Genomic DNA, 22,988 nt, shown 5'->3' with positions numbered 1-22,988 from the left:
TCGGCCCCTTCCCGTCAAGGAGAGCGGCGGGAAGGGGCCAATAGCGAGCCCCCAAGCTTCACCTCCACAACAACAATCACGAGGAGGCTGCAGATGAACGACACTCCACGCCCCCACGACCTGCTCTGGGGTATGACCCCGACGCAGTTGCCCACTGACGCGCCGGCCTGGGCGCGGCAGGCATTGGCCGCTGGCCAGCCGGTGGTGGTGCGCCGCGCGCTCGTCGCGCCGGGTCAGATTGCGGTCGGCGTGCGCGGCACCCGCCGCGATCAGCGTTATGCCACGGTGATGAGCGTGAACCGGGTGGTGCGTTGCATGAGTCCCGAGCAACTGGTCGCGCAGGTTACCGCTGGTGATTTGCCGGCCTTTAGGGCACTTGCCGTGCTCAAGCCGGTGTTCGACGGTTTGGAGCGCCCCTGGGGCGTCACCGGTTCGGTCGGTTTCCAGTTGGCCACAGGTGTTGCCGTGGCGCGTGTCGAGAGCGATCTCGACCTCCTGCTGCGCACGCCCTACGAGCTGCCACGCACCGAAGCGCGCGAACTGCAGCAGCTGCTGGACACTTCGCCCTGCCGCGTAGACCTGCAGTTGGAAACCCCGGCCGGTGCCGTCGCCCTGCGCGAGTGGGCCGGCGGCTCGCCCCGTATCCTGCTCAAGTGCGCCACAGGTGCTCGGCTGATCGAGAACCCCTGGGCTCCCGGGGAGATGGCGGCATGAGTAGCCTGTTCGCCTTTCCCGGCCAGGGGGCGCAAAAGCCCGGCATGCTGCATCGCCTGCCGGACGAGCCGGAGATCGCCGCTACCCTGATCGAGGCCAGCGAGGCGCTTGGCGAGGACGCGCAGGCCCTGGATTCGGCTGAAGCGCTCGCCTCGACCCGCGCCGTGCAGCTCTGCCTGCTGATAGCCGGGGTGGCTGGGGCGCGCTTGCTGATGCGTGAAGGCCTGCACCCCGACTATGTCGCCGGGCTTTCCATCGGTGCCTATGCCGCCGCGGTTACCGCCGGGGCGCTGGACTATGCCGATGCCCTGCGCCTGGTGGCGCTGCGCGGCGAACTGATGCAGAACGCCTATCCCCAGGGCTATGGCATGACGGCCATTCTCGGCCTCGATCTCGGGCAGGTTGAGGGCCTGCTGGCGCAGGTCCACGGCCCGCACACACCGGTGCATCTGGCCAACATCAACGCCGACAACCAGATCGTCATCGCCGGCAGCGATGCGGCCATGGCGGCGGTCGCGCAGCATGCAAAAGCCTTGGGCGCATCTTGTGCCAGGCGCCTGGCGGTGAGCGTGCCATCGCACAGCGCGCTGCTGGAAACGCCCGCCGCGCAACTGGCCGAGGCGTTCGCACCCGTTACCCTGCGTGCGCCGCGCCTGCGTTATCTCAGCAGCACCACGGCACGGCCCATCACCGACCCCGAGCGGCTGCGCGATGACCTGGCCTTCAACATGTGCCGCGTCGTGGATTGGCACGCCACGCTGCGCACCGCTTACGAACGTGGCGTGCGCCTCCACATCGAACTGCCGCCGGGCTCGGTCCTGACCGGGCTGGCGCGACGGGTAATCGAGCAAGGCACGCTGGTCGCTTTCGATGGCGCCCGGCTCGATACGTTGGACGCCTTGCTGCGTCGGGAGGTAGGTCGAGCCGAGTAGCACAGCAGGAGGGAGGGTCGCGGTGCCGCCTTCCGCCCGAACCGAAATGGGTGCCCTGCAGGTGTGCCTTACCGAGGCGTTCAACACCCCATTGGGCAGCTGTTTCGGCTCGTGTTCGAAGATGCGCGGACTGCTGACTGATGCCTCAGCAGTTCCGCTGATACTCAACGTAACCCGCAGCGCGCCTCTATGGGCGCGTTCGCGCTTCTCAGGATTACCGAACAATGAATATTCTCAAGGTCAGCCACAAACTGGCTCTAGGTTTTGCAGCCATTCTTACGCTGACGGTGGCCGTAGCTTTAATCGGTATCTACGGCATGGATGCATTGATCTCACGCAGCGATAAGGCGCAGGACGCCGCCATTCTGCTGGATGAGGCCAATCAGATCCGCTACGCGCAGGTCAGCTTCGAAACCCGAGGCGACAAGCAGTATGTGGAGGCGGTGGACCAGTCGGTGGCTCGGATCGTCCAGCTCGTGCAAGAGCACAAGGCCCAGTTTAACGACCCAGAGGATCTGCAGCGGCTGGATGTCATTGCCAGTGAGGCACAGCGTTACCAGCAGCACTTCCAGGAGCTGGCCGCACTTTGGCAGCTCAAGGTGACCACGCGCAGCGGCTGGGTGAACGCCGGCAATACCTCCGATGCATTGATCGCGGAACTGGAAGAACGCTGGGCGGGCACTGCGGATGATCCAATTGTTCACACCAGCCGTAAAGCCGCCACCATCGGCCTGCTCGCCGGCGAGGTGTCCAAGCACAACCGGCTGGTGCGCTTCATGGTACGCGGTTACCTGATGACCGAAACCGAGCAATCCCTGCAGCAGTTGCAGCAACAGTTCAAGAGGCTTCAGGCAGCCGTCGACAAGCTCGACAGGCACCTGGCTGGCGCTTCGGCGGAACTTCTGCAGCCCTTGCATGAGTCCGTCGGCACCTACATCAGCCAATTCGCCAAGCTGCCACCGATCGTGGCCTCCCAGGTGCAAGCGCGGCAGGAAATGCAGCGCATTTTCGACAATATCTATCGCAACACTAACGAAATTGTTCAGTCCCAGACAGAAAAGCGCAGCGCTGAAGCAGGAGGAAGACAAGCGTTGCTGTTGGGGATCACATTGCTGGCAGTGGCGCTTGGGTTGTTCATCAGCTGGCTGATCGTAAGGCAGATCACCAACCCGCTGGCTCAGGCCGTGCGCGTCGCCGAGCGCATCGGTGCGGGCGATATGACGGAACAGCCGCGGCAGCAGCGTGGCGACGAGTTCGGGCAGTTGCTCGATGCGCTGGACCTTACGCGCGGCAATCTGCGCGACATGCTCGCCCAGGTGGCCGGCATTACCAGCCAGCTGGCCTCGGCCGCCGAGCAGCTCTCCACAGTGACCGAACAGACCAGCGCGGGTATCCAGAGCCAACGCAAGGAGACCGATCAGGTCGCCACAGCCATGCACGAGATGGCCGCGACGGTGCAGGAAGTGGCGCGCAATGCCGATGAGGCGTCGAGCGCCGCTCAGCATGCTGAGCGCCAGGCAGTCAAGGGCAATGTCGTGGTGGAGCGGGCGCTGGCCCAGATCGACAGCCTGTCTTCGCAAGTTGGCCTGTCCGCCGAAGCCATGGATCAGCTCAACAAGGAAGCCGCGGGTATCAGTACCGTGCTCACCGTAATCCATGGCATCGCTGAGCAGACCAACCTGCTGGCGCTGAATGCGGCGATCGAAGCGGCCAGGGCGGGTGAAGCCGGTCGCGGTTTCGCCGTGGTGGCCGATGAGGTGCGCGGTCTGGCGCAGCGAACGCAGGAATCGACGGCGCAAATCGAAGGGCTTATCGACACGTTGCAGCAAGGCGCACTGAATGCTTCGTCGATGATGGACAGCAGTCGTGGCCTGGCCGCCGAGACCGTGTCGCTGGCGCGTGACGTCGGTGAAGAACTGCAGGCGATCACGCGCAGCATCTCCACCATCCAAACGATGAATTTGCAAATCGCCACGGCCTCGGAGGAACAGAGCTCGGTGGCCGAGGACATCAACCGTAGCGTGCTCAACGTGCGTGACGTAGCTGACCAGTCGGCAGCTGCAGCGGAGCAGACCGCTGCTTCGACGGTGCAACTGGCGAGGCTGGGCAACGAATTGCAAGGCCTGGCTGCACGTTTTCGAGTCTGACTCGCTTCAATCGGTGTTTCAGCGCGAGGGTCGCTCCTGGGCCTTGAGACACACCGCGCCGATGTGCTGCTGCAGGCGACACCTTCGCCTGCAGCGGAATGAACGTGTCCTGCGCTTAGACGGCGAATCTGCCCGAGCCGCCAGCGCGATCCTGGCAGCGATGCAGACCCTTTCCCGGTATGCCGTGCCCTGGCAATCGTTCGCAGCGAACCGAGGTCCTCGGTTTCGCCCCGCGTGACCGGCAGCGCCGCGTTCGAGCGTGCCACGGACATCACGAACTCACGCCGGCTACTCTCGACATGCTGCTGCGCATATTCCAGCCTTTTCGCCAGATCGCACGCGAGCTTTGCGCCTTGCTGTGCATACGCTGTCGGGTCGACGTGCAATGGACAGCCATCTCGCTACGGGGACTTGGCCTGACTTGAACAGGGCGAACTACGTCGTGGGTGAGGTCGAGGACAGCGCCGCGTCTTCGCTACTTGAGTCTGCCTGCCGATCCACAACTGAACTGGTCGCACCTGCGGCACTTACGAGCGTGGCATGCGCCTGCAGGGCTGCCGCTCGGCGCGGTGCTGAAGGTTGGTTCGTTGCCCCAGGTGGCTACATTCGATAGCACTCGCCTTGAAATCTGGTGCGCTGTTGCGCAGAGAGCGACCGTTCCTGATCGGCTGATGACGCAATTCAAGAGCGCCCGGTCTCGCGAGTTATGTGGCTCAAGCCATTCATGGCGTATCGCGAGGCAAAAAAAAGCGGGCTCCCGAGGAAGCCCGCCACATGGTCAATGGTTACAGCTCATCCTAGATGGCAGGGCCCATTACATAGTCCGGCAGGAACGTCGCGATCTGCGGAAACACGCACATGATGACGATGGCCAACACCATCACCAATGCATAAGGTAGAGCGCCCCAGAGGATTTCCTTGGTCGGGACCTGCGGCGTGATGCCTTTGATCACGAACAGGTTCAGCCCCACCGGCGGTGTGATCAGGCCGATCTCCATGTTGACGGTGAGAATCACCGCGAACCAGTAGGGGTCGAAACCCGCCTGAATCACGATGGGGTACAGCAGCGGGGCGGACATCACGATCACCGCGACTGGCGGCAGGAACAGGCCGGCCACCAGCAGGAACACGTTGATCACTCCCATCAGCACCCAGCGGTTGACCTCCAGCGCGGCGATCACTTCGGCCACCGATTGGGTGATATACAGCGACGACAGCGCGAACGCGAACAACTCGGCCGAGGCCAGGATCATCATGATCATGACGCTTTCGCGCATACCGGAACCGAAGATGCCACTGAAGGAGCGCAGCTTGTACAGCCGGTACACCACCATCACCACAATCAGGGTCAGCATGGCGCCGGCACCGGCCGCTTCCGAAGGCGTCGCCACGCCGCCGTAGAGCACGTAGAGTACTGCCACGATGATCAGCATCAGCGGCAGTACTCGCGGCAGCACGGCCAGCTTGTCGCGCAGGGTGTAGACCAATCCGCTGGTGTCGAAGCGGAAGCCCTTGCGGCGTGCGTCGATCAGCGCCCAGGCCATGAACATGGCGGTCAGCATCAGACCCGGGATCACGCCAGCGAGAAACAGACGGCCGATGGACGTTTCCGTGGCGATGCCGTAGACGATCATGGTCACCGACGGCGGCAGCAGGATGCCCAGGGTGCCGCCGGCGGCGATCGAGCCGGTAGCCACTGAAGCCGGATAGCCGCGGTTCATCATTTCCGGGATGCCCAACTTGCCGATGGCCGCGCATGTCGCCGGGCTGGAGCCGGTCATCCCGGAGAAAACGGCGCAGGCGCCGATATTGGACAGCACCAGGCCGCCGGGAACCTTGTATAGCCAGCGATCAAGGGCTCGGTATAAGTCGGCCCCAGCCGGGCTTCCGGCGACGATGGCGCCCATTAGCACGAACATCGGGATCGAGACGAAGGCCAGGTTGCCGATGCCGGCAAACATCGTCTCAGCGACGATGCCGATGACTTCGAAGCCCATCGCCATGAACAGCCCGCCCATAGCCGCCAGGCCAAGAGCAAAGGCGATCGGCATACCGGTGGCGAGGAACAGGAACAGCGTAGCGATCAGAATCATCCCAGACATCGAGGTGGTCATTTCGCATCTCCCAAGGGCTGGTGCCCGGTTACCGGAGCGGCTTGCTCGGAGGGCGTTGGCGCCTGCTCCTCGAGTAGCTGCGGATTCAACAGTTTCACGATCTCGACCAGGTACTGCAGGCAGAGCAGGATGAACCCGACGAGCATGGGTGTGGCGGGAATCCACAGCGGAATGGCGGCGATGGTCGGGGTGGTCCAACCGCCTTCCCAGGCCTCAAACACGTAGATTGCGCTGGCTACGGCCATCAGGCCGCAAAACGCCAGGCCCAGCACGGAGCCAACGCATTGCAAGCGGCGGCGGTTGGCGGATGAGAGTATCAGCTCGAGCACATCGACCCCCACGTGGCCCTTCTTCATCAGCACATAGGGCGCACCGATGAAGATCGCCGCGGTGGCGGTGAACACCACGAATTCGGTCTGCCAAATGGTCGGAGACCGGAACAGGTAGCGCATGAGGATCATCTGGCACATGACAGTCATGGCGGCGATCAGCAGCAGCGCAGCCGCGGCCCCGCCCGTCTTCGATAATGCCTCGACGGCAAGGATTAAGCGTCTGGACATGGGTACTCCTAGAAGGGTTCGGCTCCGCCGGCATTGCGCTGCGGATCGGCACGTTCAGATGGCCGCTGCGAGCAGCGGCCATGGCTGGGCATCACTGAACGGCTAGAGCCTTGTCCAGCAGGTCCTTGCCACCTTTCACCTTTTCGGCGAAATATTTGTAGGAGGATTCGCGGGCGACTTCCATCCAGGCGTCGTGCTCTTCCTTGCTCAGGCTGACCACTTTCACGCCGGCTTTGGTGAAGGTTTCGTTCATGCGTTGTTCGCCCTTCGGGCCTTCCTGAGCGAAGTAGGCCTCGGCTTTGGCTGCAGCGGCCAGCATAACTTCCTTTTGCTCAGGCGTGAGGCGCTCGAAGGTGCGCTTGGAGATCAGCACCGGCTCGTACATGAACCAGATGGCGTGTTCGCCGGGTGCGGTCAGGCATTTCACCTGCTCATACAGACGGTACGAGACGAAGCTGTCATTGGAAGTGTTGGCGGCGTCCAGCACGCCGGTTTGCATTCCTGTATAGATCTCCGACGACGGCATCGACGAAATCGAAGCACCGGCGGCGGCGAGCATGTTTTCAAAGGCCGGCCCGGCGGCGCGAATCACCTGTCCCTTGATGGTTTCCGGCGCGGTGATGCAGTGTTCTTTCGAAGCGAACCCGCCGGCAAGCCAAGCATTGGCGAGAACGATGGCGCCGTTCTTTTCCGCCAGAGCATGGATCTCCTTCATGAAATCGGACTGATTCAGGCGCTGGGCGTGCTCGTAGTTGCGCACCAGACCGGGCATCAAAGTGGCGGAGAATTGCGGCACGCGGCCGGAGGCGTAGTCCAGTGGCAGGGCGGTCATGTCGAGTTGGCCGCGGGTCATCGCGCCCCATTGCTCGTTGGCCTTGTACAGCGAGGAGGCGGGGAAGATCTGGATCTTAAGGCCGACATTAGCGGCGGCAACTTCACGGGCGATGATCTGCACCATCTCGTCGCGCGGGTCGCCCTGATTGCCGGGAAACTGGTGGGAGGCGCGCAAGACGGTCTCAGCGAAACTTGGAATGCTGGCAGCCAGCATTGCAGCCGCAACCGAGGTACGGAATAGGGCTTTCATTGGCATTTTTCTCCTGGCAGAGCGCTGCGGCTCATAATTATTTTTATAACGGCACAGAATTTCTTGTCGTTGTCGCGGGACATGCCCGAGCCAAGGACTTCAACCTAGCGCGTGCAGTAAGGCGGATCAATAACGAGCCACACCCCATCGTTACGGCAAGAGTAATGATTGCAATGCGCCCATCCTTGCTTCTTCGGATGGGTGCTAGCTGAACCGGGGGCGCAGCCGCGTTTCTGGTACAGCGCCAGACCATACACGAAGAGTCGCCGTTGACGGTACGAGGCGAACCGGGGTGGTAGCGGAAGAGATTGCAGCGGACCGCAGCACCGAAGGTGCAATACCAGTAGCGCTCAAGCCAGGACGGCGATCAATGTCAACGCTGAGCCCCTGCGGCTGACCTGGGGTCGTGCAGTCGCTAGAACACGACCGGTGCTAGGGAAAAGGCGTCGCCGTTTCCACCTTACTGCCCGGGGACCCGCTCCGCTCCAGCACACGGCGCGCATACATGCGGCATTCCGCGAGGAGCGCGAGCAGGTTGGGGTCGCGCTCCTTGGCCTTGAGGAACACTGCGCCGATGTGCTGCTGCAGGTGATATCGCGCCTGCAACGGAATGAGCTTGACCCGCGATTCGTAGACCATTGCTACCCGACTTGGCAGAAGGGCGTAGCCAACGCCGGAATTGACCATGCTCAGCAAGGTGAAGATATCGTTTACCTGCATCGCCACCTTGGGCTCGAAGCCTGCCAGCTCGAACACACGGTTGCCGTCCTGATGGGTGGCGAAACCCTGCGTCAGGGTGATAAAGGTGGCATCACGCAGGTCGCTGAGATCGACATCGTCCTGCTGGGCAAAAGGTGATTCAGCCGGAACAGCGAGGAAAATGTCATCGGAGAACAGCGACACCTGCTCGCAGCCCTGATCGATGACGCTCTCATTGAGTGAGACCAGGATCGCGTCCAGCTCCATGTTCTTCAGTTTGTAGAGCAGGTCGACGTTGGAGCCGAGGATTAGGTCGATATTGAGTTCGCTGCGGCGCAGTTTCAGCCCCATGATCAGCTGCGGCACAGTCTTGATGGTCAGCGAGTAGAGCGCGCCTAGCTTGAAGCGCTCTGCCGAGAAACCGGCCGCCTCACGGGTCTGGCGCACCGTCTCGAGCACGTCCTTGACTATGTGCAAGGCCCGCTCTTCCAGCACGTATGCACTATCCAGAGGAACCAGGTTGCGCCCCTCGTGCTTGAACAGCGGGCAACGCAGAGCGCTTTCCAGTGAATGAATGGCACGATGCACGCTGACATTGCTGGTTTTCAGCTCGGCAGCTGCTTTGCTCAGGGTGCCACTGCGCATAAAGGCCAGAAATACCTCTAGTTTCTTAAGGGTTAGTTCTTCGTCGATCTGCATGACGCTCGCTCGGTTAACGGCACATAGGATGTGCGATTGTCGCGTAAAGCCTGAACATGGCGGATTGATGAAGCCTGGCCCACCCTCACGGCTCAGCGCACCTTCTTGTCTTTCACCGCCGGCTTGGCGTTGACCGCACCCTCTTCAACCAGCCAGTCCAGCTTCCAGCCGCCGTGGCTTTGCGCAAGGGTCTGGGCCAGCCAGGGCAGCAGTTCGCGCAGCTCGTCTTCCAGGCCCCACGGCGGGTTGCTGATGGCCAGGCCGGAGCCGTTCAGGCGCGTGGCATCGTCCGGGTTGTGCACGTACAGCTCGGCGCGCAGCAGTTTTGGGGCGTTGCTTTTGCTGAGCTTTTGATAGAAGCGCTTGAGCTGGCGTTCGTCCTTGATCGGATACCAGATCACCACGATGGCCTGGCGCATACGCCCGTGGGCTTCCTCGAGCGCATGCACGCAGCGCTCCAGCTCGTCGGGCTGTTCGAACGGCGGGTCGATCAACAGCAGTACGCGTTTTTCCTGAGTGGGCAGCAGGGCGCGTGGCACCAGCCAGCCTTCACCACGGTGCACGGCCACGCGCCGGTCGCCGCGCATGTTGTTCTTGAGCAGCTCGCCGTCTTCGGGGTGTTTTTCATTGAGGTGCAGACGGTCTTGCTCACGTGTCAGCACCCGTGCCAGTTCCGGTGAACCGGGGTAGTGGCGCAGCTCGCCGTCCGGGTTCATGGCGCGAATCACACCCAGGTAATCGTCCAGCAGCGCCGGCGCCCTCTCGTTCGACCAAACACGGCCGATACCTTCTAGATATTCACCGGTACGGTTGGCCTGGTCGCCACCCAGGTCATAAAGGCCCACCCCGGCGTGGGTGTCCAGATAGGCAAAAGGCGCGGGCTTGCGCGCCAGCAAGGCGATCAAGCGCGCCAGGGTGAGATGTTTGAAGACGTCGGCATGGTTGCCAGCATGGTAGGCGTGACGGTAATTCATGTGGGAAGGCTCCTGCGATGGCGTAGTCTAACAGGCCACACCTGTGCGCCCAGCCTCCTGCCATGCGTTGGCGGTAACAGAAAAGGGAGTTTGTTGCATGGTGTCGTTACTGCGGCAATGGCCGCTGCGGGTGACCTTGACCGCTCTGGTCATCACCCTCGCCGCCCTGTTGCTGGGTGTGATGCTCTGGCAATTGGTGTTTGTCTACCAGCCGAATATCCGCACCGCACAGGCCTATAGCCAAGCCAACCGAATGAGCGACCTGCTCATCGAGGCCGCTGCCGAGTTCGCCCAAGAACGCGGGATGACTGCGACTCATCTCAGCCTGCTGGCTATTGGATCAAGCGACGCCGAGATGGTGGAGCACATCCACACCACCCGCCGTTTGGGCGACGAGCTTTTGGAGCTCGCGCTTGCTCAAGGCGAACAGTTGATTGCTGGCAACCAAATGGCCGAGCCTGTGCGAGCCCACATCTTATCGGTGCAATCTGCGTGGGAGCGCGTACAACTGGCCCGCCAGCGGGTCGATCGTAGCAGCCAGGCTCTTGCCGATATCCAGTCGGTCTACTGGCTGCGGTCGCTCAATACCTTGATCGAGCGAATAACCGTCTTGCGCAGACTGGCGTTTTTACCCACCACAGCGCTGGAAAGCGCCGCATACAAAAATATCGACCTCAAGCAGGCCATCTGGCTTGCATCCGAATATGCCGACCGCGAGCGCGCCTTGCTGGCCATTGCCCTTGCCGAGCGCACTCCCCTGTCGGCGTCGAGAGCCAGAGAGCTGATGGAATACCGCGGCATCGTCGACAGGCAACTAACCTACCTGCGCGAGGCGGGTCTGCCGGTATTGCAGATGACCCAGACAGCCGGAGTGGATGAGGCCTGGGAGCACCTGCAGCGGGAGTTCGTGCTGCGTTTTGGTGCAGTTCGCGCCAACGTTTATGCCGCTACCGCGCAGGGCAATTATCCGCTCACCGAGCGCCAATGGCTGCAGGCCGCAACCAGCGGGATCGACAGCCTGCAAGCTTTCGGCGAGGTGATCAATGCCAGCGCCGCTGAGGATGCCGCCGCCGCGAGCCGTTCGGCGCAACTCAATTATCAGCTTTCCATTGCCATGCTGATCGGCATACTGCTCATCAGCGCCGCCCTGGTTTTGTTGGTCAAGCGCATCTGCCTGCGCCTACACCAGGCAGCGGTGCGCGTTCAGTCCGCAGAGCGCAGCAATGACCTGAGCCTGAGACTCGACGCCACCGGGTGCGATGAACTGGCAACCCTGGGCCGTGCCTACAACGCGCTGCACGACCGTCTCGTCGTGCTCATTCAAGCCGCCCACGATGCCACGGTGGAGATCGGCAACGCGTCCGAACGGATCGGTGCGGAGTCGACGCAAATCGAACAGCGCATCGACCAGCAGCACGCTTCGCTCATTCAGCTGGCAACCGCACTGACCCAGATTGACGCACTGGAAAGGGAATTATTCGGCCATACCCTCGAGACCGCCGCTGCTGCCAAACGCACCGAGCGTGATGCGCTAGAGGGCATACAGCGCGTAGACCAGACGCTCGCGGGTATCGAGTCGCTGAATTTAGAATCTGACCGGGCGGCCGAGGCGGTTTATCACCTGCAAGCCGATTGCCGCGAAATTGGCCGTCTGCTGGAAACCATGGTCGAGAGTGGGTGTGTAACGGAGGCGAGTGTACAGGGCCCAGACTCTTCCACTGCCCGTGCCGAGGGCATGCGCAGCCTAATCTCGCGAATGCAGCAGCATGTATTGCAACTGGCCAGGGCCATTGCCACGAACCAGCACGCTACCGACATCCACCTTGAACACATCCGCACCGCCCGCACCTCTTTCGAGCGCATCGCGGCGGAAACCGGCACGTTCAGTCAGCTCAGCCAGCAGATTGCCGCAGTCGCTGTAGAGCCTTTGACTGTGACCAACACCATGTACCTCACTATTGACACCCTCATGCACCTCGACAAGGAAAACGTCTGTGCTGCCAAGCAGGTCCGGAGGTCGGCGACCGATATCGGCGACCAGATGCAACACCTGGGGTCGCTGGCCAGCCAGTTCAGCCCACCCGACCCCCGCTGAACAATACTCAGGCCGGGGCTGCCGGCGCGCGCAGCAATTCGATCAGCCGCTCCAGTGCCGGGTGCGCCGGTGCATCGCGGCGCCGCACCAGCAGTGTGGGCGCCACAGCCAGCTCAGGGGCGATGGACTGCCAGGCCACCAGAGGGCCTCGTGGGTGAGCTTGCAGCAGACTGCGGGGCAAAAGACCGATGCCCATGCCGGCAGCGATGCCGCCGAGTATTGCCTCGATCGAACCGTAACTTTGCCGAGCCGCGATCAGCAAGGCCTGCTGCTCGCTCCAGCGCTCCAATCGCTCGCGATAATGGCAGCCGTGGGGAAAGCCGAGCAAGGTGACCGGTGTTTGCAGCAGGTTGTGCAGGTTCGCCTGCGCCGGCATCACCAGCACCAGCTCCTCACGCCATAACACCTCGCTGTCCAGCTGCGGATGACTGTATGGGCCACCGATCAGCGCAGCCTCCAAGCGGCCGGCCAGCACTTCTTCGAGCAAATGGCGGCTGGGACCGGTTACCAGACTTAAATCGACCCGAGGCGCATCGCGGTGGAAGGCCGCCAACACTTCGGGAAGACGCACCGCTGCCGTGGTTTCCATTGAGCCGAGGCGCAACTCGCCACTCCACACATCGTCCCGCACGCTGCTCCAGGCCAGTTGACACAGGCGCTCGAGCGACTCGGCATGGGGCAGCAGACGTTTACCGGCAGGCGTTAGCAGTAGCTGCCGGGCCTGGCGCTGGAACAAGCCGGCGCCCAATTGCTCTTCCAGCTGACGCAGGCGCGCCGAGACGTTGGACGGTACGCAATGCAGGTGCTGGGCCGCACCGCTCAACGAGCCCGCGCGATGAATGGCCAGAAAATGCCGCAGCAGCTGCGGATTGAGACGTTCCCAGGATGACACTGTCACCTCGACATTCATTAAAAGTGAACAACAAGCGCAATATTTATCACTGGCAGTCTTGCACCGGCAACCGCTAAGGTTGGCAGCCTCCCTTGACGAGTTCAGCCATGCCTTCGATCCCGTCCCGCCAGATTTTCATTGCCCTACTGGCCGGCAGCGCCGCGCTGGTGGTGGTGCATTCCCTCGGGCGCTTTGCCTATACCCCGCTGCTGCCACTTTTTTTGGGCGACGGTTTGTTCAGCCTGCAACAAGGCGCGCAATTGGCCACCTGGAACTACATAGGCTATCTGCTCGGTGCCCTGCTGGCTGTGGCCATGGCGACACCGGCGCGGATGCGCGTGGCCTTGCCGACGGCGCTGCTCGGCAACGCCCTGCTCACCCTGCTGCAGGGCCTGAGCGAGCACTACCCGAGCCTGGCGGCGCTACGCCTGCTCAATGGCGTGAGCAACGGCCTGGTATTCGTGCTCGCCCCGGCGCTGGTGCTGGAATGGCTGGCCCAGCGTCAGCGCGCCCACCTCAGCGGCCTGGTTTACCTGGGATTTGCCATCGGTCTACTGCTGGCCGGCTGGCTGGCCGAATTGCCGGCCACGCTGCTGCACGGCGCGGCGCGCTGGTGGCCGATGGCGGCGTTGGCCCTGCCGCTGGCCCTGCTCAGTGCCTGGTTGCTTGGTCGTCTGCACCTCGCGCCGCGCCAGATAAGTGCCAGCGCGACGACCAGCCCGCTGTTCGACCGCGCCAGCACACCGCTGTTTCTCGCTTATGCCGGTGCGGGGCTGGGCTACATTCTGCCAATGACGTTTTTGCCGACGCTGGCCCAGGAACATCTCCCGGCCGACCATTCGCTGATCAGTGGCGCGTGGCGCTGGACGGCATTGGCGTGCGTGGTCGCCGTCCCGCTGTGGAACAGCCTCGGTGCCCGTATCGGCGACCGTCATGCGCTACTGGCCAATTATCTGTTGCAAACCGTGGGCTGCGCCGCACCGTTGCTCTGGCCGGGCGCCACTGGCGTGCTGTTGTGTGCGGCGCTAGTGGGTGGCACCTTTATCGGCACGGTGTTTCTTACCCAACGCCTGGCGCGCAGCCTGCAACCGCACCAGGGCCCAAAGCTGTCCGCGGCGCTGATCGCCCTGTATGGCGGCGCCCAGTTGCTGGGCCCGTGGCTGGCCGGTCTCTGGATCGGCGCAGGGGGCACGCTGACGCAAAGTTTCGCGCTGGGTGTTGGCGCCCTCATCTGGGCGTTGGCCTGGACCTGTACCCTGCCCAGCTCTGCTAGTCATTCTTCTCCCGCCGGAGCTTCCTCATGACCCTGACTTCGTTGCTCGGCACCGAGCTGCCAATTATCCAGGCCCCGATGGCCGGTGCTCAGCACCACACCCTCGCCGCTGCCGTGTGCAATGCCGGCGGCCTGGGTTCGCTGCCCGCCGCGATGCTCAGCGCCGAAGCACTGGATACCCAGCTTCGCGAGCTCAGATCCCTGACCGACCGGCCCTTCAACGTCAACTTCTTCGCTCACCAAACCCCCGCTGTCGACTCCGTGCGGGAGCAGGCCTGGCACGCATTACTGGCGCCGTTCCTGGCCGAGTTCGAGGTCGACCCCGCCAGCATCCCCAGCGGTCCCGGACGCCAACCGTTCAGCGCGGCCATGGCCGAGGTGCTGGAAGCCCATCGCCCGGCAGTGGTCAGTTTCCACTTCGGCCTGCCGGAGCCCGAGTTGCTGCAGCGGGTAAAGGCCACCGGCGCGAAAATTCTGTCCAGCGCCACCACCCTTGAAGAAGGCCTCTGGCTGCAGGAACACGGCGTGGACGCAGTGATTGCCCAGGGCCTGGAAGCGGGAGGCCATCGGGGCATGTTTCTCAGTGAAGACCTGTCCACCCAGCTCGGCACCTTCGCCCTGGTGCCACAACTGGTAGATGCCCTGCAGGTACCGGTGATCGCCTCCGGCGGCATTGCCGATGCCCGTGGCGTGGCAGCGGCCATGGTTCTGGGGGCCAGCGGCGTACAAGTGGGCACCGCCTACCTACTATGTCCCGAAACCATCATCAGCGCCTTGCACCGCGCCGCACTGCAGAGCGAAGCCGCGCGCCATACGGTATTGACCACGCTGTTCAGCGGCCGACCGGCGCGCGGAATCGTCAACCGCCTGATCCGCACGCTGGGTGCAATGCCCCAGGGCATTCCCCTCTTTCCGCTGGCCGGCAATGCCATCGGCCCCCTGCGCGCCGCGGCGGAAAAGCGCGGCCTCGGCGACTGCTCGCCTCTCTGGTCCGGGCAAAACGCCAGCGCATGCCAGGCATTACCCGCAGCTGAAATTACCCGTCGCCTGGCTGAGGGCCTCAAGTAATACGTGCCTGGAACTTGAACGGCGGCGGGTGTTCGCCGCCTCCTCCGCGCATGCCAAACCCTGGAGCGACAGGCGACCGCGCTGCGCCAGGCCGGCCTAAACGAGCGTGCAATGCGTTCATAGAGGCTGACGAAGCACCTCTGCCAAGGTAAAGTCATCACCTCGCTGGCCCGCCAGCGTAACCGCTCAAGCCCGCTCATTCCGCCAGCACACTGTTGTCTGCGCGTGTCGAATCTTTGCCTTCACGTATCTGGAGTGTCCATGCTGGATGCCAGCACTATCAACAGCCTCTTTTTCATTGGTGCCTTTCTAGTCGCCATCAGTATTCTGGTCAGCGCCTTTTCCACGCGCATTGGCATTCCGGTGCTGGTGCTGTTTCTCGGCGTCGGCATGCTGGCGGGCGTGGATGGCATTGGTGGCATCGTTTTCAATGACTATTCCATTGCCTATCTGGTCAGCAACCTCGCGCTGGCGGTAATTCTGCTCGACGGCGGCATGCGCACCCGGGCCGCCACCTTCCGGGTGGCCCTGTGGCCGGCGCTGTCGCTGGCCACCGGCGGTGTCATGATCACGGCCGGCCTGACCGGCCTGGCCGCTGCATGGCTGTTCAACCTCAGCCTGCTGGAAGGCCTGTTGATTGGCGCCATCGTCGGCTCCACCGACGCTGCAGTGGTGTTCAACCTGCTCAATGGCAAGGGCCTCAATGAACGGGTGGGACCGACACTGGAAATAGAGTCGGGCAGCAACGATCCCATGGCGATGTTCCTCACTGTGTCGCTGATCGCCATGATCGCCAGTGGTGAAAGCAGTTTCGGCCTGAGCTTCCTTGGTAGCCTGATCCAACAGTTCGGCCTGGGGATCTTCCTTGGCCTGGTCGGGGGCTGGCTACTGTTGCAGCTGATCAATCACCTGAATGTCGCTAATGGCCTTTATCCGCTGCTGGCCGTCAGTGGCGGCATCATGATCTTTGCCATCGCCGGCGCCATCGGCGGCAGCGGCATTCTTGCCGTGTATGTCTGCGGTCTGTTGCTGGGCAACCAGCCGATCCGCAACCGCCACGGCATTGTGCACATGTTCGACGGTTTGGCCTGGCTCAGCCAGATCGGCATGTTCCTGGTGTTGGGCCTGCTGCTGACGCCCAGCGAGCTGCTGCCGATTGCTGTGCCAGCCTTACTGCTGTCGATATGGATGATCCTCTTCGCCCGACCGATCTCGGTGTTCCTCGGCCTGCTGCCGTTTCGCAGCTTCAACCTGCGCGAACGTATGTTCATCTCCTGGATCGGCCTGCGCGGCGCGGTGCCGGTCATCCTCGCGGTTTTCCCGCTGATGGCGGGGCTGGAGCGGGCACAGCTGTTTTTCAACGTGGCCTTCTTCATTGTCCTGGTGTCGCTGGTGCTGCAGGGCAGCAGTCTGGCCTGGACCGCGCGCAAGGCACGGGTATTGGTGCCCCCCATACCGGCACCGATTTCCCGTGCCGGCCTGGAAATTCACCCGACCAGCCAGTGGGAATTGTTCGTCTATCACCTGAGCGCGGAAAAGTGGTTCATCGGCGCACCGTTGCGGGCGCTGAACATGCCGGACGGCACGCGCATCGCCGCGCTGTTTCGCGGCCGGCACCTGCTGCACCCCACCGGCAGCACCACCTTGCAAGTGAACGACATCCTCTGTGTGATCGGCCATGAAAAGGATTTGCCCGCCCTGGGCAAATTGTTCAGCCAACCGCCCAAGCGCAGCCCGGATATGCGCATCTTTGGCGAATTCATCCTGGGGGGGGACGCCGAACTGGGCGCGATTGCCACCCTGTACGGCTTCGCCGTTGAGCCCCAGGAGCAGACAATGCCGCTGGGCCAGTTCATTGCGCGTAAATTTGGTCGCGAACCCGTGGTCGGTGATCAGGTCGAATGGAACGGCCTGACCTGGACCGTGGCCGAAATGGATGAGCACAAGATTCACAAGGTCGGACTCAAATTCCCCGAGAGCCTATAAGCCACGCCGCCGGGGGTGTTTTCTTGACGGGCCTTGCCTGGCTGCCTGTGGCAGACGTAGGCAGGGTCCGATTCGCGATTGATCCCAACCATGCTTGTGTTTCGCTTCTTGTGCCTCACGTTCCTGTTTGTACTGAGCGGCGTCCTGCTGGCCGCCGACCCGCCCAGTCGGGAAGCCGTCGAAGCCAGCCTGGCCGCGCTGGCGGATCGTAAGCTGCCAGAAGCCGAACAGTTGCGGGTGCAGCAGACCCTCGAGCAAACCCTGGCCCAACTCGACCAGCAGCAGGAGCTCCAGCAACGCCTGGAAGCCCTCCAGCAACAATTGGACGTGGCGCCGCAGCAGATCAATGAAGCCCGCCAGGCCTTGGAGGAGCTGCAGCTGCATCCCGCCAAGAACCCCCTCACCCAATATGCGGACACCGACATGGTGGAGCTGGAGCTGATCCTCACCGACCGCAGCCAGCAACTGACCGACTGGCAGAAGCAACTGACCGCCGCCAATAGCCTGATCATCAGCGCCCAAACCCGCCCGGAACGCGCGCAGACCGAGATCAGTGCCAACCAGAACCGCATCCTGCAACTGCAGACGGCCCTCAAGGATGACAAGCTCGAGGGTAAAACCTTGATCCCTGAGCAGCGCGACCTGCTCAACGCCGAGCTGGTCACCCTTGAGCTGCGCAATGAATTGCGCCGCCAGGAGCTGGCCGGCAATAACCCGCTGCTCGATCTGGGCACCAGCCGCCGGGAACTGCTCACCGAGCAGGTCACTCGCCTGGAAAACGAGCTGGAAGGCCTGCAGACCCTGATCAATGAACGCCGCCTGGCGCAGTCCGCGGAAACCCGCGAGGAGGTGTCCCGGGAAGCCCGCAGTGCCGGACCCGGCAGCCTGCTGGCACGGGAAACCGCCACCAACCTGAAGCTCACCGATTATCTGCTGCGCGTTACCGACCGCCTTAACGAGGTGACGCAAGCCAACCTGCGCACCAAACAGCGCCTGGACACTCTGACGCAAAGTGAGCAGGCCCTTGAGGAGCAGATCGATGTCCTGCGCGGCAGCCTGCTGCTCTCGCAGATTCTCCTCGAACAGAAGCGGCGCCTGCCGCAGGTGAAAACCGATACGCGTCTGGCCGACGACATCGCCGATATCCGCCTGTACCAATTCGAGCTCAACCAGAATCGCGAGCAGTTGAACAACCCCCAGCAGTTCGTCGCCACCCTGCTGGAAAAAGAGCCGGGCGCTGACAGCGAGAGCATGCGCGCCTCCCTGCTGGAGCTGGCGAAAAGTCGCAGCGAACTGCTCGACCGTCTCGCCCGTGAACTCAATGCCTTGCTGGGCGAAGCCATCAGCCTGCAGCTCAACCAGACGCAGCTGAACACGCTCGCCAGCCAACTCAGCAAGACGCTGGAAGAGCAATTGTTCTGGATCCCCAGCAACCCGCCGCTGAGCCTGGTCTGGTGGGCGCGCGCACCCGAGCGCCTGGCCGCCCAGATCGCCACGCTGCCCTGGCTGGACACTGTCAAGGACCTGGGTCGGGGCTTGATGGCGCGTCCCTGGGTGTTTTTGCCCTTGTTGCTCAGTGCCCTGCTGTTCTTCAAACGCTCACTGTTTCGGCGCAAGTTGCACGCGCTGCACCAGGACATCGGCCACTTCCCCCGGGACAGTCAGCGGCATACGCCGCTGGCGCTGCTGTTCAACCTGCTGCAAGCACTGCCCGGCACCATGCTGCTGGCGCTGTGCGGGTATGCCTTGCAGATCGATGCGCGCGGGCAGAACACCCACCTGGGGGCGGCGCTGTTCGCCATGGCCGGAGCCTGGCTGGTGATCTACACCTCCTACCGCATCCTCACCCCGGGCGGTGTCGCCGAGCGGCATTTCGGCTGGGCCAGGGCGCAGATCAGCTTCCTCTACCGGAATGTGCGCTGGCTTGGCGTGGTGGTGCTGGTGCTGGTGGGCGTGGTGACTTTCGCCGAAGACCAGCCCACGGTGCTCACTGAAGATGTGCTCGGTGTGCTCTTGTTGCTCTGCAGCTTCGGGGTACTGGCCTGGCTGCTTGGCCGCCTGATGTTCAGCGGCCCGCACAGCGACCAGGCCTCACCGTTTCGCAAGCTTATCGGCGCACTGCTCACCCTGTTGCCGCTGGGTATGATGGTGGCCTTGTTCGCCGGCTACTACTACACCACGCTGAAGCTCAGCGGCCGCCTGATCGATACCCTGTACGCCCTGCTGATCTGGATTTTGCTGGAAGCCATGCTGGTGCGCGGCCTGAGCCTCGCCGCTCGGCGCCTGGCCTGGCAACGGCTGCAGGCCAAGCGCGACGCCGCCCAGCAGGAAACCCCCGACGGCGCCACCGTCGCGGTGGAGGAGCCAGAGCTGGCCATCGAGGACGTCAACGAGCAGTCCCTGCGCCTGATCCGTCTGGGCTTGCTCGCCGGCCTGGTTGCTGTGCTCTGGTGGGTCTGGTCCGACATGCTGACCGTATTCACCTACCTCGATACCATCACCCTCTACCAGTTCACCAGCGGCACCGGCGCCACCGCCAGCCTGGTGCCGATCAGCATGCTCGACGTGCTGGGCGCGCTGCTGATCGTGGCCATTACCGTGATCCTGGCGCGCAACCTGCCCGGTTTACTGGAGGTGTTGATCCTCTCGCGCCTGAAGCTGGCCCAGGGCAGCGCCTATGCCACCACCACCCTGCTGTCCTACGCGATTCTCGGTTTCGGCATTGTCACTACCCTGTCCACCCTCGGCGTGAGCTGGGACAAGCTGCAATGGCTGGTGGCCGCGCTGTCGGTGGGTATCGGCTTCGGCATGCAGGAAATCTTCGCCAACTTCATTTCCGGATTGATCATTCTCTTTGAGCGCCCGGTCCGCATCGGCGACCTGGTGACCATCGGCAACGTCACCGGTACGGTGAAGCGCATCCACATCCGCGCCACGCACATCATCGATGGCGACCGCAAGGAAGTGATCGTGCCCAACAAGACCTTCGTCACCAGCCAACTGATCAACTGGACCCTGACCGACACCATTACTCGTATCGTGCTGTCCTTCGGGGTCAATCGCGGCGCCGACCTGAGCCGCGTGCGTGAACTGCTCCTGCAGGCCGCGCAGCAAAACCCGCGGGTGATGCGCGATCCCGAGCCTGTGGTGCAGATGACCACCTACGCCACCAGTGGGTTGACCCATGAGCTGAAGTTCTATGTCAAGGAGCTCGTCGACCGCGGCCTGGCCACCGACGAAATCAACCGGCGCGTGGATCAACTGTTCATTGAAAATGGCATCAATGTCGTGGGCAGGCCGCAGATGGAAGTCTTCATGGTCAACCGCGAGGGCAAGGAACAAGCCGTCGAACCGGCCAAGTCGGAAACGCCCTGACACCCGTCACCAGGGCAGCGTACGGCTTAGCGCCAGGCAACAGGGTATGCTGACGTTATTCCGATTGAAGCACTCAGGCTTTCGCCCCGATGAAAACCCTTGATCAGTTGCACTTCGACAACCGCTTCGCCCGTCTGGGCGATACATTCTCCACCGCGGTGCTGCCCGAGCCCATCGCCGAGCCGCGCCTGGTGATTGCCAGCAGCGCGGCCATGGCCCTGCTCGATCTCGATCTGGCCGAAGCCAACACCCCCGAGTTCGCCGAGCTGTTCGCCGGCCATAGGCTGTGGAGTACTGCCGAGCCGCGGGCGATGGTGTATTCCGGGCATCAGTTCGGCGTCTACAACCCGCGTTTGGGCGATGGTCGCGGCTTGCTGCTCGGCGAGGTGGTCAATGCCGCCGGCGAGCACTGGGATTTGCACCTCAAGGGCGCTGGCTCGACGCCCTATTCGCGCATGGGCGACGGCCGCGCGGTGTTGCGTAGCTCGATCCGCGAATTTCTCGCCAGCGAGTACCTGGCGGCGCTGGGCATCCCCACCAGTCGCGCGCTGTGCGTGGTCGGCTCAAGCAGCCCCGTATGGCGCGAACGACAGGAAACCGCCGCCATGCTGCTGCGCCTGGCGCCCAGCCATGTGCGCTTCGGCCATTTCGAATATTTCTACTACACCCGCCAGCACGAGGCCCTCAAGCAGTTGCTCGACCATGTGCTGGCCAGCCACTTTCCGCAGTGCGCGGATTATTCGACGATGTTCCGCGAGATAGTCGAGCGCAACGCCGAGTTGATCGCTCGCTGGCAGGCCTACGGTTTCTGCCACGGAGTGATGAACACCGATAACATGTCGATCCTCGGCATCACCTTCGATTATGGCCCCTACGCCTTCCTCGACGACTTCGATGCGCACTTCATCTGCAACCACTCCGACGACGCCGGGCGCTACAGCTTCGAAAACCAGGTGCCCATCGCTCATTGGAACCTCAGTGCCCTGGCCCAGGCGCTGACGCCGTTCATTGCCGTCGACACGCTGCGCGAAAGCCTTGGCCTGTTTCTGCCGCTGTATCAGTCTCATTATCTGGATCTCATGCGCCGCCGCCTCGGTTTTAGCCAGGCCGAAGACGACGATGCCGAGCTGATCCAGCGTCTGCTGCAGCTGATGCAAACCAGCGCCATCGATTACCCGAACTTCTTCCGAGAACTCGGCGACAACCCACCGGATGCCGTGCTGGCTCGCCTGCGCGAGGACTTCATCGATATGGCCGGTTTCGACGCCTGGGCGGTCGACTATAGCGCCCGCGCCGAACGCGACGGCGGCACCCAAGCCGAGCGTCAGGCGCGCATGCATGCAGTGAATCCGAAATACAGCCTGCGCAACTATTTGGCCCAGCAGGCCATCGAAGCCGCTGAACAGGGTGACTATGGCCCTGTCCGCGAGCTGCACGCCGTCCTCTGCCAGCCGTTCGACGATCAACCCGGCATGCAACGCTACGCCGAGCGCCCTCCGGAATGGGGCAAGCACCTGGAGATCAGCTGTTCGTCCTGAGACTCGTCAGGGCTCTCAGCGGGTGTGCAAGTCTTTGCACCTCCAGCTCAAGGAAACAGACCGCCCGGCACGCAGCCAGCGTACTTGGCCGCGTGCGCAACCTGTCGCCAGGCTTGCGCAACTTGTGGGCCGGTTTTATATCCCGAACGCCCAGCGGTCGCGGCCTTCTAGCCTATCTGCTTGATTTATAAGTCGAATTTAGATCTGGCACTGAATTCGCCTGGCTCCGGGTTCCGAATCGACACAGCGATTCATTACCACCCGCAAGGAGCACAGCATGCCCACTCCCTCTTTTCTGTCCATCGAAGGCAGCAAGCAAGGCCTGATCACCGCCGGCACCTTTACCGAAGATTCGGTCGGCAACATCTTCCAGGAGGGTCATGAAGACCAGATCCTGGTCCAGGCCTTCAGTCACCAGGTCATCATCCCCCGCGACCCGCAGTCCGGTCAGCCCACCGGCCAGCGCGTGCACAAGCCGCTGATGATCACCAAGGTATTCGACAAGTCCTCGCCCTTGATCTTCAACGCCCTGACCTCCGGCGAGCGTCTGAACAAGTGCCGCCTGGAGTGGTACCGCACCTCGGCCACCGGCACTCAGGAGCACTACTTCACCATCGAGCTGGAAGATGCGGTGATCGTCGACGTGCAGTCGCGCATGCCCAACTGCCAGGACCCGGCTATGTCCCATTTCACTCACCTGGAAGACGTGTACTTCACCTACCGCAAGATCGTCTGGACTCACGAAGTTGCCGGCACCTCCGGTTCGGACGACTGGCGCACAGCCAACGTCGGTTAACCTCTGGCTTCCCCCCTTCGGCCTTTCCCCCCGCAGGCCGAA

At 62.8% G+C, this 22,988-nt stretch carries 16 protein-coding genes and 1 pseudogene; 11 read left to right on the top strand and 6 right to left on the bottom strand.

Features of this window, described 5'->3' with window-relative positions; translation table 11 throughout:
- Positions 1–93: 93 nt before the first annotated feature.
- The 4 genes and pseudogenes from H9642_RS01870 to H9642_RS18395 all read left to right on the top strand — a co-directional run bounded on the left by H9642_RS01870 (position 94) and on the right by H9642_RS18395 (position 3,793).
- Positions 94–714: a malonate decarboxylase holo-ACP synthase gene (locus tag H9642_RS01870; protein WP_251834712.1), complete on the top strand. Its 621-nt coding sequence runs from the start codon at positions 94–96 to the stop codon at positions 712–714.
- Entirely contained in the window at positions 711–1,646 is a 936-nt protein-coding gene (mdcH, locus tag H9642_RS01865; RefSeq protein WP_251834711.1) for a malonate decarboxylase subunit epsilon, read from the top strand. Before H9642_RS01870 ends, mdcH begins: the two co-directional genes overlap by 4 nt.
- A 224-nt stretch (positions 1,647–1,870) precedes the next feature.
- Positions 1,871–2,938, top strand: a pseudogene (locus tag H9642_RS18400) (methyl-accepting chemotaxis protein); the annotation flags it as partial.
- A 12-nt stretch (positions 2,939–2,950) separates the two neighbouring features.
- Positions 2,951–3,793, top strand: coding sequence for a methyl-accepting chemotaxis protein (locus H9642_RS18395; RefSeq protein WP_433962667.1), 843 nt, complete (start codon positions 2,951–2,953; stop codon positions 3,791–3,793).
- 797 nt (positions 3,794–4,590) lie between these two features.
- On the opposite strand, the gene H9642_RS01855 is transcribed toward H9642_RS18395, so the two are convergent.
- The 5 genes from H9642_RS01855 to H9642_RS01835 form a co-directional block, all read right to left on the bottom strand.
- The gene (locus tag H9642_RS01855) at positions 4,591–5,907 is read right to left on the bottom strand and encodes a TRAP transporter large permease (protein ID WP_251834709.1); all 1,317 of its coding nucleotides are present in this window, start codon (positions 5,905–5,907) and stop codon (positions 4,591–4,593) included.
- Positions 5,904–6,467, bottom strand: a complete 564-nt coding sequence (locus tag H9642_RS01850) for a TRAP transporter small permease subunit (RefSeq protein WP_251834708.1) — start codon at positions 6,465–6,467, stop codon at positions 5,904–5,906. Before H9642_RS01850 ends, H9642_RS01855 begins: the two co-directional genes overlap by 4 nt.
- A 91-nt stretch (positions 6,468–6,558) precedes the next feature.
- Complete coding sequence (gene dctP / locus H9642_RS01845; RefSeq protein WP_251834707.1) at positions 6,559–7,551, bottom strand: TRAP transporter substrate-binding protein DctP; 993 nt, start codon at positions 7,549–7,551, stop codon at positions 6,559–6,561.
- Positions 7,552–7,983: 432 nt separating this feature from the next.
- The gene (locus H9642_RS01840; RefSeq protein WP_251834706.1) at positions 7,984–8,949 is read right to left on the bottom strand and encodes a LysR family transcriptional regulator; all 966 of its coding nucleotides are present in this window, start codon (positions 8,947–8,949) and stop codon (positions 7,984–7,986) included.
- Between the two features lie 92 nt (positions 8,950–9,041).
- Complete coding sequence (locus H9642_RS01835; RefSeq protein WP_251834705.1) at positions 9,042–9,923, bottom strand: 23S rRNA (adenine(2030)-N(6))-methyltransferase RlmJ; 882 nt, start codon at positions 9,921–9,923, stop codon at positions 9,042–9,044.
- Between the two features lie 181 nt (positions 9,924–10,104).
- On the opposite strand from H9642_RS01835, the gene H9642_RS01830 reads away from it, so the two are divergent.
- A complete protein-coding gene (locus H9642_RS01830) occupies positions 10,105–12,018 on the top strand; it encodes a methyl-accepting chemotaxis protein (protein ID WP_251834704.1) in 1,914 nt (637 codons plus the stop codon).
- Positions 12,019–12,025: 7 nt separating this feature from the next.
- On the opposite strand, the gene H9642_RS01825 is transcribed toward H9642_RS01830, so the two are convergent.
- Positions 12,026–12,910, bottom strand: coding sequence for a LysR substrate-binding domain-containing protein (locus H9642_RS01825; RefSeq protein WP_251834703.1), 885 nt, complete (start codon positions 12,908–12,910; stop codon positions 12,026–12,028).
- 107 nt (positions 12,911–13,017) lie between these two features.
- Here H9642_RS01825 and H9642_RS01820 point away from each other — a divergent pair, with 107 nt between their 5' ends.
- From H9642_RS01820 to H9642_RS01795, 6 genes are all read left to right on the top strand, one after another.
- On the top strand, positions 13,018–14,214 hold the full coding sequence (locus H9642_RS01820) for a YbfB/YjiJ family MFS transporter (protein ID WP_251834702.1): 1,197 nt from the start codon (positions 13,018–13,020) through the stop codon (positions 14,212–14,214).
- Positions 14,211–15,251 (top strand): NAD(P)H-dependent flavin oxidoreductase, encoded by a 1,041-nt coding sequence (locus H9642_RS01815; RefSeq protein WP_251834701.1) that lies wholly within the window; start codon positions 14,211–14,213, stop codon positions 15,249–15,251. The genes H9642_RS01820 and H9642_RS01815 overlap by 4 nt, the downstream gene beginning before the upstream one ends.
- Before the next feature lie 264 nt (positions 15,252–15,515).
- Positions 15,516–17,237 (top strand): potassium/proton antiporter, encoded by a 1,722-nt coding sequence (locus H9642_RS01810; RefSeq protein WP_251835339.1) that lies wholly within the window; start codon positions 15,516–15,518, stop codon positions 17,235–17,237.
- Positions 17,238–17,327: 90 nt separating this feature from the next.
- On the top strand, positions 17,328–20,612 hold the full coding sequence (gene mscK, locus H9642_RS01805) for a mechanosensitive channel MscK (protein ID WP_251834700.1): 3,285 nt from the start codon (positions 17,328–17,330) through the stop codon (positions 20,610–20,612).
- A gap of 89 nt (positions 20,613–20,701) precedes the next feature.
- A complete protein-coding gene (gene selO / locus H9642_RS01800) occupies positions 20,702–22,150 on the top strand; it encodes a protein adenylyltransferase SelO (protein ID WP_251834699.1) in 1,449 nt (482 codons plus the stop codon).
- 277 nt (positions 22,151–22,427) lie between these two features.
- Entirely contained in the window at positions 22,428–22,946 is a 519-nt protein-coding gene (locus tag H9642_RS01795) for an Hcp family type VI secretion system effector (protein WP_251834698.1), read from the top strand.
- Positions 22,947–22,988 lie beyond the last annotated feature (42 nt).

This window comes from Serpens gallinarum (assembly GCF_014836765.1).
Classification (GTDB): domain Bacteria; phylum Pseudomonadota; class Gammaproteobacteria; order Pseudomonadales; family Pseudomonadaceae; genus Serpens; species Serpens gallinarum.
The sequence above is the reverse complement of the archived record's forward strand: the minus strand, read 5'-3'. Positions and strand labels throughout refer to the sequence as shown.